General features: G+C 70.4%; 10 protein-coding genes. 1 reads left to right on the top strand and 9 read right to left on the bottom strand.

The genetic code is table 11. The annotated features are described in order from the left end of the window. Positions 1–37: 37 nt before the first annotated feature. Positions 38–643: a signal peptidase II gene (gene lspA / locus F4556_RS27855; RefSeq protein ID WP_313068719.1), complete on the bottom strand. Its 606-nt coding sequence runs from the start codon at positions 641–643 to the stop codon at positions 38–40. 151 nt (positions 644–794) lie between these two features. Beyond that, positions 795–1,298 carry a TraR/DksA family transcriptional regulator gene (locus tag F4556_RS27850; RefSeq protein ID WP_313068718.1) on the bottom strand — a complete coding sequence of 168 codons (504 nt, stop codon included), beginning with the start codon at positions 1,296–1,298 and terminating at the stop codon, positions 795–797. 579 nt (positions 1,299–1,877) lie between these two features. Here F4556_RS27850 and ileS point away from each other — a divergent pair. Further along, positions 1,878–5,006 (top strand): isoleucine--tRNA ligase, encoded by a 3,129-nt coding sequence (gene ileS, locus F4556_RS27845; protein ID WP_184920766.1) that lies wholly within the window; start codon positions 1,878–1,880, stop codon positions 5,004–5,006. Positions 5,007–5,264: 258 nt separating this feature from the next. Here the strand turns inward: ileS and F4556_RS27840 are convergent, their stop codons facing one another. From F4556_RS27840 to murG, 7 genes are all read right to left on the bottom strand, one after another. Further along, positions 5,265–6,569, bottom strand: a complete 1,305-nt coding sequence (locus F4556_RS27840; RefSeq protein ID WP_184920764.1) for a DivIVA domain-containing protein — start codon at positions 6,567–6,569, stop codon at positions 5,265–5,267. Positions 6,570–6,618: 49 nt separating this feature from the next. Beyond that, a complete protein-coding gene (locus F4556_RS27835; RefSeq protein ID WP_057233071.1) occupies positions 6,619–6,909 on the bottom strand; it encodes a YggT family protein in 291 nt (96 codons plus the stop codon). 87 nt (positions 6,910–6,996) lie between these two features. Continuing rightward, entirely contained in the window at positions 6,997–7,605 is a 609-nt protein-coding gene (locus F4556_RS27830) for a cell division protein SepF (RefSeq protein WP_057233070.1), read from the bottom strand. Between the two features lie 195 nt (positions 7,606–7,800). Continuing rightward, a complete protein-coding gene (locus tag F4556_RS27825) occupies positions 7,801–8,544 on the bottom strand; it encodes a YggS family pyridoxal phosphate-dependent enzyme (protein ID WP_376775805.1) in 744 nt (247 codons plus the stop codon). A gap of 169 nt (positions 8,545–8,713) precedes the next feature. Then, positions 8,714–9,904, bottom strand: a complete 1,191-nt coding sequence (gene ftsZ, locus F4556_RS27820) for a cell division protein FtsZ (RefSeq protein ID WP_184920762.1) — start codon at positions 9,902–9,904, stop codon at positions 8,714–8,716. Positions 9,905–10,291: 387 nt separating this feature from the next. Continuing rightward, a complete protein-coding gene (locus F4556_RS27815) occupies positions 10,292–11,074 on the bottom strand; it encodes a cell division protein FtsQ/DivIB (protein WP_184920760.1) in 783 nt (260 codons plus the stop codon). Further along, positions 11,067–12,173, bottom strand: a complete 1,107-nt coding sequence (gene murG / locus F4556_RS27810) for an undecaprenyldiphospho-muramoylpentapeptide beta-N-acetylglucosaminyltransferase (RefSeq protein ID WP_184920758.1) — start codon at positions 12,171–12,173, stop codon at positions 11,067–11,069. The genes F4556_RS27815 and murG overlap by 8 nt, the downstream gene beginning before the upstream one ends.

The following is a 12,173-nucleotide window of genomic DNA, read 5'->3' as shown; positions in this document are numbered from 1 at the left end:
GGGCCGTACGGCCTCCACGCCGGGCGCGATCCCGCCGCTACGCGCTCTTGTCTTCCTTGGTCACCTGGTGCACGGTGCCGTCCGGGTTGCTGCCCCGGAAGGAGAGCAGGACGACCAGGATGCCGCCGCAGACGATGGCCGAGTCGGCCAGGTTGAAGACCGCGAAGTGCTGGACCGAGATGAAGTCGACCACGTGCCCGCGGAACACCTCGGGCGAGCGGAACAGCCGGTCGGTCAGGTTCCCCAGCGCGCCGCCGAGCAGCAGGCCGAGCGCGATCGCCCACGGCAGGCTGTAGAGCTTGCGGGCGATCCGCCAGATCACCACGATCACCGAGGTGGCGATCGCGGTGAAGACCACCGTCATCGCCTGGCCCATCCCGAAGGCGGCGCCGCCGTTCCTGATCACCTGGAAGGTGACGATGTCGCCGATCACGTCGATCGGCTGGTGCCCCTCCAGCCGGGCCACCACCAGCAGCTTGCTGCCCAGGTCGATCAGGTAGGCGAGCAGGGCCACCCCGAGCAGCAGCACGACCCGGCGGCGGCGGAGCACCTCCCGCGCGGCCAGCTCCTCCGGCGTACGGACCGGCTCGGCCGATCCGGCCGGCTCGGCCACGCCGTCCGACGACTCCTCGGGGATGCTCACCACGTCCTCCGCGAGCTCGACGGATGCGGGCTGGACGGAGTCGTCCTGGGTCTGGGGAGAGCCTGGAGTGCTGATGATCCGCTCCGCTGCCGAGAGTGAACGAGTACTGGGGTCGAGCGTACGGTACCGCCCGACCCCTGTGGCCGACTCGTTACCTGCGCTCCTGCTTGGCCTTGCAGGTGACGCACAGCGTCGCCCGCGGGAAGGCCTGCAGCCTCGCCTTGCCGACCGCCTGCCCGCAGGACTCGCAGACCCCGAAGCCCACGCCCTCGAGCCGGGTCAGCGCCCGCTCGGTCTGGGCCAGGCTGTCCCGGGCGTTGTTGGCGAGCGCGAGCTCGCTCTCCCGGCTGATGTTCTTGGTGCCGGCGTCGACCTGGTCGTCGCCCGCGCCGTCGTTGGAGTCCCGCATCAGACCGTTCAGCGCCAGCTCGGCGGCGGCGATCTCGGTGCGCAGCCGGTCGGCGTCCTCGTTCAGTTCCTGGTGCAGCTCGGCCACCTCGGCCGTGGTCCACGCGTCCTCACCGGGGCGGACCGGCAGCTCCGCCGGGTCCACCGACTCGGCCCCGCGTGCCCCGCTCCCCGCCGGAGCGTGCTTGCGGCTGGTCGCGGCCACCCGTCCGGTGCTGGTGCTGGTCTTCCGCCGTGTAGTGCTCACGGTCCCCTCCCCTGAGTCGCCTGCCACGGCCTTGCGCGTCCGCTTGGTGACGGTAGTGGCGGTAGCACCACTTGCCTTCTCAGCCATGGCTTCGACCTCATCTACGAACGAAACGGACCGCCGGTTCCCGGCGGCCTCCGGTGCCGGAACGATAATCCCCATCGAATCCACCCACAACGGGACATACCGATGAGGCCCTGGGTTCCCACCCGGGCAGCCGCCCGCCCGAGTGCTGTCCGTGTTGTGCCCAGATCGTCATCCGCTAACCACGCGCGTGGGCGCGCATAACGAGTTGCCGGGCCCGATACACTGAGCCTGCAAGGCGCTGATGGGACGAGTACCGACGTACGCAGCCAGGAGCGACCCGGGGATGGTGTGAGCCCGGGGGTGTGCGCGGCGGGAAGATCACCCCGGAGCCGCCGGAAGAACGGCCTGACGGCCCATTAGACCCGGTAGCAAGCCCAAACAAGAGGGCCGCAGTCCCCATCGCGGCCAAGGAGGGTGGTACCGCGGGACGGCCTGCCGTCTCGTCCCTCCGTCGGAAGGCTGTCCACGCATCCGTCGGAGGTAGACCCCGCGATGACCACGTACAACCCCGTACCCGCTCAGGTGGACCTGCCGGTCCTGGAGCACCAGATCCTGTCCTTCTGGCAGGACAACAAGATCTTCCAGCGCAGCCTGGAGCAGTCCGAGGGCCGCCCCGAGTGGGTGTTCTACGAGGGCCCGCCGACCGCCAACGGCATGCCGGGCGCGCACCACATCGAGGCCCGGGTCTTCAAGGACGTCTTCCCGCGCTACCGGACCATGAAGGGCTACCACGTCGCCCGCAAGGCCGGCTGGGACTGTCACGGCCTGCCGGTCGAGCTCGCCGTCGAGAAGGAGCTCGGCTTCTCCGGCAAGCAGGACATCGAGAAGTACGGCATCGCCGAGTTCAACGACAAGTGCCGTGACTCGGTGACCCGGCACACCGACGCCTTCACCGAGCTCACCACGCGCATGGGCTACTGGGTCGACCTCGACGAGGCCTACCGCACCATGGACCCGTCCTACATCGAGTCGGTCTGGTGGTCGCTCCAGCAGATCTTCGACAAGGGCCTGCTGGTCCAGGACCACCGGGTCGCCCCCTGGTGCCCGCGCTGCGGCACCGGCCTCTCCGACCACGAGCTGGCCCAGGGCTACGAGACCGTGGTCGACCCCTCGGTCTTCGTCCGCTTCCCGCTCACCTCGGGCCCGCTGGCCGGCACCGCCGCGCTGCTGGTGTGGACCACCACCCCGTGGACCCTGGTCTCCAACACCGCCGCCGCCGTGCACCCGGACGTCACCTACGTGGTGGCCACCGACGGCACCGAGCGGCTCGTGGTCGCCGAGCCGCTGCTGGCCAAGGCGCTGGGCGAGGGCTGGGAGGCCACCGGCGAGTCCTTCACCGGCGCCGAGATGGAGCGCTGGGCCTACCGGCGCCCGTTCGACCTGGTCGAGATCGAGGACGCGCACTACGTCCTGAACGCCGACTACGTCACCACCGAGGACGGCACCGGCATCGTCCACCAGTCCCCCGCCTTCGGCGCGGACGACCTCGCCACCTGCCGCAAGTACGGCCTGCCGGTGGTCAACCCGGTCGAGGCGGACGGTACCTTCGCGGCCGACGTCCCGCTGGTCGGCGGCGTCTTCTTCAAGAAGGCCGACGAGGCCCTGGTGGCCGACCTGCAGGCCCGCGGCCTGCTGTTCCGGCACCTGCCGTACGAGCACAGCTACCCGCACTGCTGGCGCTGCCACACCGCGCTGCTCTACTACGCGCAGCCGTCCTGGTACATCCGCACCACCGCCGTCAAGGACGCGCTGATCCGGGAGAACGAGGCCACCAACTGGTTCCCCGAGAACGTCAAGCACGGCCGCTTCGGTGACTGGCTGAACAACAACATCGACTGGGCGCTCTCCCGCAACCGGTACTGGGGCACCCCGCTGCCGATCTGGCGCTGCGAGGACAACCACCTCACCTGCGTCGGCTCGCTGGCCCAGCTCTCCGAGCTGACCGGCACCGACCAGAGCGCGCTGGACCCGCACCGCCCGTTCATCGACGAGGTCACCTTCGCCTGCCCGACCTGCTCGGCGACGGCGACCCGGGTGCCCGAGGTGATCGACGCCTGGTACGACTCAGGCTCGATGCCGTTCGCCCAGTACGGCTACCCGTACCAGAACAAGGAGCTGTTCGAGCGCCGGTACCCGGCCCAGTTCATCTCCGAGGCGATCGACCAGACCCGCGGCTGGTTCTACACGCTGATGGCGGTCGGCACCCTGGTGTTCGACAAGAACAGCTACGAGAACGTGGTCTGCCTCGGCCACATCCTGGCCGAGGACGGCCGGAAGATGTCCAAGCACCTGGGCAACACCCTCGACCCGATCCCGCTGATGGACCAGCACGGCGCCGACGCGGTGCGCTGGTTCATGGCGGCCGGCGGCTCGCCGTGGTCGGCCCGCCGGGTCGGGCACGGGGCGATCCAGGAGGTGGTCCGCAAGACGCTGCTGACGTACTGGAACACCGTGGCCTTCCAGGCCCTGTACGCCCGCACCGCCGACTGGGCCCCGTCCGCCTCGGACCCGGCGCCGGCCGACCGGCCGCAGCTGGACAAGTGGGTGCTCTCCGAGCTCAACACCCTGGTCCGCGACGTGGACGCGGCGCTGGAGTCGTACGACACCCACCGGGCCGGCAAGCTGCTCTCCGGCTTCGTCGACGACCTCTCCAACTGGTACGTCCGGCGCGGGCGTCGGCGGTTCTGGCAGGGTGACGCGGCCGCGCTGGCCACCCTGCACGAGGCGCTGGAGACCGTGACCCGGCTGATGGCCCCGCTGACCCCGTTCATCAGCGAGCGGGTCTGGCAGGACCTGGTGGTCCCGGTGGTCGCGGACGCCCCGGCCTCGGTGCACCTGTCGTCCTGGCCGGTCGCCGACGAGGCGCTGATCGACACCGAGCTGTCCCGGAACATGGCACTGGTGCGACGCCTGGTCGAGCTCGGCCGGGCCACCCGCGCCGAGTCGGGTGTGAAGACCCGTCAGCCGCTGTCCCGGGCGCTGATCGCGGCCCAGGGCTGGGACGAGCTGCCCGGTGACCTGCGGGCGCAGATCGCCGAGGAGCTGAACGTCTCGGTGCTGGAGTCGCTCGCGGAGGTCGGCGGTTCGCTGGTCGACACCTCGGCCAAGGCCAACTTCCGGGCGCTGGGCAAGCGCTTCGGCAAGGGCGTGCAGGACGTCGCCAAGGTAGTGGCCGCCGCGGACGCCGCTGCGCTGGCCGCCTCGCTGCGTTCCTCCGGCACCGCCTCGGTCGAGCTGAACGGCGAGACCGTCGAGCTCGGTCCGGACGAGGTGATCATCACCGAGACCCCGCGCGAGGGCTGGGCGGTGGCCAACGAGTCCGGCGCCACGGTCGCGCTGGACCTCCACATCACCCCGGAGCTCAAGCGGCTCGGCATCGCCCGGGACGCCATCCGGCAGATCCAGGAGGCCCGGAAGAACTCCGGCCTCGACGTCGCCGACCGCATCGTGCTGCGCTGGCGGGCCGCCACCGAGGAGACCGCCGAGGCGATCGCCGAACACGGCCAGCTGGTCGCCGACGAGGTGCTCGCCACCGACTTCCTCGCGGGCGCGGCGGAGTGGACCTCGGAGACCTTCACGGACGAGGGCCTCGGCCTGAGCTTCCAGCTGCGCAAGGCGTAACGCTCAGGGGCTCGGGGCTCTGCTGACGGGCGGCTCCGCCACCGGGGCGACGGTTCGTGGCTGGCGGGTATCACTGCAAAGGTGCCTGACCAGCCACGGACGGATCACCTCTTTCGAGGTCGGCGTCGCCCACGCGGCGGAGCCGCACATCAGCAGAGCCCCGAGCCCCTGACCGTAGATGCTGACGCACGTGCAAAAACGAGGGCGCCCCCACGGTGACGATTCGTCACGGCGGGGGCGCCCTCGATGGTTACCGCTTTAGTTGTCGCCGTCCTCGTCGATCAGGAAGCCGCGCATCGGAGCGGGCGCCTGCTGCATCGGCTGCGGGGGCTGCGGCCGGACGGCCGCCATCGGCTGGGTCATCCCGGCGGGGGCCATCTGTGCGGCGCCGCTGGGGGCACCGTTCGGCTGGCCGCCGAAGGAGGGCTGACCGTTGCCGCCACCGAAGGAGGACTGGCCGCCGAAGGACGGCTGGCCCGCACCGGTGAAGGAGGACTGGCCGCCGAAGGACGGCTGGCTGCTCATGGCCGAGGCACCGGCCGGCGGCAGCGAGGCGGTGGCCGGGATCCGCGGCGGGGCGAGCGAGTCGTCCGCCTGCGACTCCAGCTGGCGCAGCTGGGTCTCCAGGTAGGACTTCAGGCGGGTGCGGTACTCACGCTCGAAGGCACGCAGGTCCTCGACCTTGCGCTCCAGGGTGGCGCGGGCGGACTCCAGCGAGCCCATCGCGACCCGGTGCTTCTCCTGCGCGTCCCGCTCCAGGGCGTCGGCCTTGGCGCGGGCGTCCCGCTCCAGGCCCTCGGCCCGGCTGCGCGCCTCGCCGACGATCTTGTTGGCCTCGGAACGGGCCTCGGAGATCGCCTGGTCGGCGGTCTGCTGGGCGAGCGCGAGCACCCGGGCGGCGCTGTCGCCACCGGGAGCCTGCTGCTGCATCGGGGCACCCATCGGGCCGCCGAGCTGCTGGCCCATCGGGCCGCCCATCGGCTGCAGCTGCTGGCCGCCCATGGTCTGGCCCATCTGCTGCTGACCCATCGGCTGCAGCATCTGACCACCCATCGGCTGCACCAGCTGCTGCTGGCCGCCCATGGTCTGGCCCATCTGCTGCTGACCCATCGGCTGCTGCATCTGCTGCTGGCCCATCGGCTGCAGCTGCTGCTGCTGGTTGGGCTGGCCCATCGGGCCGCCCTGACCGGAGGGGAGCTGCGGCGCACCGGACGGCAGGCCCAGCGGCTGGTTGCCCATCTGCTGCATCTGCTGCTGCTGGTTGGGGCCCTGCTGCATCTGACCCTGGCCGGGCACCGGCGGGCCGGATATGGCAGCGGGGACGGGACCGCCCTGGCGGGCGTCCTGCGGCTGCTGCTCCTTGCGCATGTTGGCCTGGTTCTGCGCGGCGGCACGAGTGGCCGCGGCGAGCTTGGCCCGCAGGTCCTCGTTCTCGCGGAGCAGGCGGGTCAGCTCAGCTTCGACCTCGTCGAGGAAGGCATCGACCTCGTCCTCGTCATAGCCTTCACGCAGCCGGACGGTCGTGAACTGCTTGTTCCGAACGTCCTCGGGGGACAGTGACATCTCTTCACCTCAACGTGATCGTCGGCACACCGGCATCCTGTCGCAGCGCTCAAGACGGCAGAGTCAGCACGAGCGATCTCAGGACAAACACAATGATCATCAGTACGAAGAAGGACAGGTCGAGCGCCACGCCCCCGAAACGCAACGGCGGGATGAATCGCCGAAGAAGCTTGAGCGGCGGATCGGTGACAGTGTACGTGGCCTCCAGCACCACGACCATGGCCTTCCCGGGACGCCACGAGCGGGCGAACTGGAAGACCCAGTCCATGACCAGACGGAAGAGCAGGACCAACAGGAAAGCGCTCAGCGCATAGAAGAGCACTCCCCGCACGATCCCCATCGCGTCTCCCTGTTCAAATCCGGCATACCGGACGATCCGTCAGTCACGTACCACTGCCACGAGATCCACCGAGAAGTCGTGGTCGGGTCAGCTCTGGTTGAAGAACCCACCCTCGGCGATCCGAGCCTTGTCCTCCGCCGTTACATCGACGTTAGCAGGCGACAGCAGGAACACCTTCTGTGTCACTCGCTCGATACTGCCGTGCAGACCGAAGACGAGTCCAGCGGCGAAGTCTACGAGCCGCTTCGCATCCGTGTCGTCCATCTCGGTCAAATTCATGATCACCGGGGTGCCGCCACGGAACTGTTCCCCGATCGTACGGGCCTCGTTGTAGGTCCTCGGGTGCAGCGTGGTGATGCGGTAGGGCTCTCGTTCGTTGACGACCTTGGGCATGATCACCGGGGTGCTCTTCTCCAGGTTTTGGCGGCGGTCGGGTGTGATGGACGACACTGGGGCCATCCGCGGCTGCTCCTGCCGGATCGGCACGGCGGCCGGGACGGGCTGAGGCGCGATGTGGGCGACCGGCGCCGGCGCGGCGGGTGCCGCGGCGGGGCGCTCCAGGCCCTCGGTCCGTCCGGTTCGGATCGGCTCGGGGTCCGTGTCGTAGTCGTCGTCGGGGTCGTAACCCTGGCCGTCGTACGTCTCGTCCTCCACGAGGCCGAGGTAGACCGCCATCTTGCGCATTGCGCCGGCCATGCTCCTGTCTCCTCCGCTCTGTGGTGGATCGTCACCGGCGGCCTTCGCCTGCGGGATTCCGCACACCACCCGACGCTCCGTCATAGAGTGGGAGTGGCTGCGGGTTTGCGATCGATCCACGGTTCACTAGCGCTGTAGCCAGCTGCTAGGTTCTGTCCTGTTTTGTCCTGCAGTCTGATCTACTACCCGGTGACGTTACCGGAGCGTCGACCGCACTCCGAGCACCGCCGTACCGACGCGCACATGTGTCGCTCCGGCGGCCACCGCCTGCTCCAGGTCCCCGCTCATACCCGCCGAGACCATCGTGGCAGCAGGATGGCTCGACCGTAGGGCAGTTGCGATTTCCGCCAGCCGCTCGAAGGCCTTCGCCGGATCGCCCGCCAGCGGGCCGGCCAGCGGAGCGACGGTCATCACACCGGACAGTCGCAGCCCGGGCGTGTCGGCGATCGCGTCGGCCAGTGCGGCGACCTCGCCGGGGGCCGCTCCGGCCCGGCCCTCGCCCTCGCCGGCCTCCTTGTCGAGTGCCACCTGGACCAGGCAACCCAGCGGCGGGCGCCCGGCGTTGGCCACCGCGGCGGCCAGCGACTGGACCAGCCGGAGCCGGTCCACCGAGTGCACGTGGTTGGCGTAGCGGACCACCGAGCGGACCTTGTTGGTCTGCAGCTGGCCCACGAAGTGCCAGTCCAGCGGCAGTTCGCGGCAGAGCTCGGCCTTGGGGGCCGCGTCCTGGTCGCGGTTCTCCGCCACGTCGGTGACCCCCAGGGCGGCCAGCAGGGCGGTGTCCTCGGCCGGGTAGGTCTTGGTGACCACCACCAGCCTGACCTCGTCCCTGGCCCGTCCGGCCGCCGCACAGGCGTCCGCGATCCGGCGCTCCACCACTTCGAGGTTGGCGCCCAGCTCCTCGTACCTGGCCCGCTGACCCTCGGTCAGCCCCGCCAGGAACTCCGGGCCACCCGGCTCCGGTCCGTACAAGTCAGTCACAGTCGCCCCACACAGCTCGCCTGAGCCCTCCGGCCTGAAACACAGCAGATGATCGCACCCCGGACCGCACGATGCCCACCGTGTTCCCCGTATCGGTACGGGGCACGGTGGGCATCGGTGCCGTCGGTTACTTCAGGAAGTCCGGTACGTCGAGCTCCTCGGCCGGGCTCTCCAGCAGTGGCTGCCGGACCGGCTGCACCTGCGGGGGGACCGGCGGGGCCGTGGTGGTGGTGCCCTGCTCGGCGTCCTTCGGACGGTCCGTCACCGAACCGATGCTGCCGTAGGACGGGCGGCCCGCCGGGCGCTCCGGGGTCGAACCACCGGCGGCCGGGGTGGACTTGACCACCGGGTCGCGCACGATGGCGGGCGGCTGGCCGCCGTCGAACCCGGCCGCGATCACGGTGACCCGGACCTCGTCGCCGAGCGCGTCGTCGATCACCGCGCCGAAGATGATGTTCGCCTCGGGGTGCGCCGCCTCGCTGACCAGCTGGGCCGACTCGTTGATCTCGAAGAGACCGAGGTCGGAGCCGCCGGAGATGGAGAGCAGCACGCCGCGGGCGCCGTCGATGGACGCCTCGAGCAGCGGGGAGGAGATCGCCATGATGGCGGCCGCCTTGGCCCGGTCCTCGCCGCGTGCCGAGCCGATCCCCATCAGGGCCGAACCGGCGTCCGACATGACCGACTTGACGTCGGCGAAGTCGAGGTTGATCAGACCGGGGGTGGTGATCAGGTCGGTGATGCCCTGCACGCCCGAGAGCAGCACCTGGTCGGCGGAGCGGAACGCGTCCAGCACGCTGACCTGGCGGTCGGAGATGGAGAGCAGCCGGTCGTTCGGGATCACGATGAGGGTGTCGACCTCCTCGCGCAGCCCGGCGATGCCGTCCTCGGCCTGGTTCGCCCGACGGCGGCCCTCGAAGGTGAACGGCCGGGTGACCACGCCGATGGTGAGCGCGCCGAGCGAGCGGGCGATGTTCGCCACCACGGGGGCGCCACCGGTGCCGGTGCCGCCGCCCTCGCCGGCCGTCACGAAGACCATGTCGGCCCCCTTGAGGACCTCCTCGATCTCCTCGCGGTGGTCCTCGGCGGCCTTCCGGCCGACCTCGGGGTTGGCCCCGGCGCCGAGGCCCCGGGTGAGTTCACGGCCCACGTCGAGCTTGACGTCGGCGTCGCTCATCAGGAGGGCCTGCGCATCGGTGTTGATCGCGATGAACTCGACGCCCTTGAGACCGACCTCGATCATCCGGTTGATGGCGTTGACACCACCGCCGCCGATACCGACGACCTTGATGACTGCGAGGTAGTTCTGCGGTGCTGCCACGTCGAAGGCCTCTCGCCTCGAGATTCCGGGTCGGCTTCCCCCCGTTTGTGAGGGCCGACGGATGTCGATGGGTGGGGAGCCCGGGTATTTCCTGACTGTATGTCCGAAATTCCGACCACCGACCCGAACCCTAAACTTGACCTTTAGGGTTGTGGCTGTGCCTGCGTCACATCACCGTGGGACACAGCCTGGTGACACAGGACACTAGGTGGCAACTCATCTGTGTTCAACGAACACGCCGAGCTTCCCGTTTTTCTTTTGAGCCTATGTGATCATCCATCACCCGGTGAAACCGGGGTGACCACCTAGATTCGGGGCGGAGCCGTTACTCCGTCAACACCGCCCTCGGGAAGAGAACTTACCGGATCTTCCGGAATCGCCGGGCCATCATCCCCCGATACCGGGCGCCTCGGGCGCACTCACGTCGTAGATCTTCGCTTTCCGGGGCAGCAGCGCGGCCAGTACCTGGGCCTTGCGCGCGGTGCGCTCCGCACTCCCCCAGCGCACCACCGCCCCGTCGGCGAGCTGCAGTTGGATGTCGTCGTAGCTGTGCACCCGGACCGCCCCGGCCAGCTTGGCCACCTCCGGCGGCAGCCCCGCCGCCACCGTCACCGCGGCCCGCACCAGCTCCGGCTTGCCGAACACCGCGAGGGCGTCGTTCGCCTGCTGACTGAGTGCCAGCTCCACCACCGGCACCCCGGCCGGCGGCGCGTCCTCGGTGGCGAACCCGAAGCCGGCCGAATCCACCTGGGTGAACTTCCCGTCCTCAGTCCTCACCGCCGCCACCGGGCGCCGCTCGACCACCTTGATCCGCAGGGTGTGCGGCCAGCCGCGCCAGACCTCGACCTTGGCGACCCGGGGCAGCTCGGCCACCCGCCGCTCGGCCTCGGCCAGGTCGACCCGGGCCAGCGGGCCGTGCTGCCCGCCGCCCAGCACCTCGCGGACCTGGTGCGCCGTCAACTTGTCACCGGTCAGCCCCTGGACGGCGACCACCCGGACGTCCAGCACCGAGGAGAAGAACACCAGCCAGCCGAGCGCGCCCAGGAGCAGTGCCCCGAGCGCGCTCAGCACCACGATCCCCCGCCGGGAGAGCCGGAGCCGGGGAGCGTACTCCTCCTCGGCCTCCTCCTCGTCCTCCAGGGGATCAGTGAGGACGGGCGTCTCAGCCACGGCGGCGACCACCTCTGGCCGCCTCGATCGCCTCGTACACCATCCCGACCAGCAGGTCGTCGGCGTCCCGGCGGCCGAACTCGGCCGCGGCCCGGCTCATGTCCCACAGCTTCTGCGGGCTGGTGAGCACCGGCAGCACGTTCTGCAGCACCCAGTCCGGGGTCAGCTCGGCGTCGTCCACCAGCAGGCCGCCGCCCGCCTTGACCATCGGCTGGGCGTTCAGCCGCTGCTCGCCGTTGCCGATCGGCAGCGGCACGAAGGCGGCGGGCAGGCCGACCGCGGCCAGCTCGGCCACCGTCATCGCGCCGGCCCGGCAGAGCATCAGGTCGGCGGCGGCGTACGCGAGGTCCATCCGGTCCACGTACGGCACCGCGCGGTACGGCGGCATCCCGGGGATGTCGTCGATCACCGGCAGCTCGTTCTTCGGCCCGACCGCGTGCAGGATCTGCACGCCGTACTGCTGGAGCCGGGGCGCGATGGCCTGCACGACCTCGTTCAGCCGCCGGGCGCCCTGCGAGCCGCCGGAGACCAGCAGGGTGGGCAGCCGCTGGTCGAGCCCGAAGTAGTGCCGGGCCTCCGGGCGGACCGCGTTCCGGTCCAGGGTGGCGATGGTCCGGCGCAGCGGGATGCCGATGTACCGGGAGTCGCGCAGCTTGGAGTCGGGCGTGGAGACCGCGACGAAGTCGCTGTAGCGCGCGCCGATCTTGTTGGCCAGGCCGGGACGGGCGTTCGCCTCGTGCACCACGATCGGCACCCCGGCGCGCTTGGCGGCCAGGTAGGCCGGCATCGCGACGTAGCCGCCGAAGCCGACCACGGCGTCCGCCTTGACCCGCTCGATGATCTCCTGGGCGGCCCGGACGGTGCCGCGCAGCCGGCCCGGCACCGTGATCAGTTCCGGGGTGGGCTTACGGGGCAGCGGCACGGCCGGGATCAGCTCCAGCTGGTAGCCGCGCTCGGGCACCAGCCGGGTCTCCAGACCCCGCTCGGTGCCGAGGGCGGTGATCCCGATGGACGGGTCGTGCCTGCGGAGCGCGTCCGCGAGCGCCATGGCCGGCTCGATGTGCCCGGCGGTTCCGCCGCCTGCGAGTACGACATGCAC

It is taken from the genome of Kitasatospora gansuensis, assembly GCF_014203705.1.
GTDB classification, from domain to species: domain Bacteria; phylum Actinomycetota; class Actinomycetes; order Streptomycetales; family Streptomycetaceae; genus Kitasatospora; species Kitasatospora gansuensis.
Note: the sequence above shows the minus strand (reverse complement) of the source record. Positions and strands in the feature narration are given on the sequence as shown.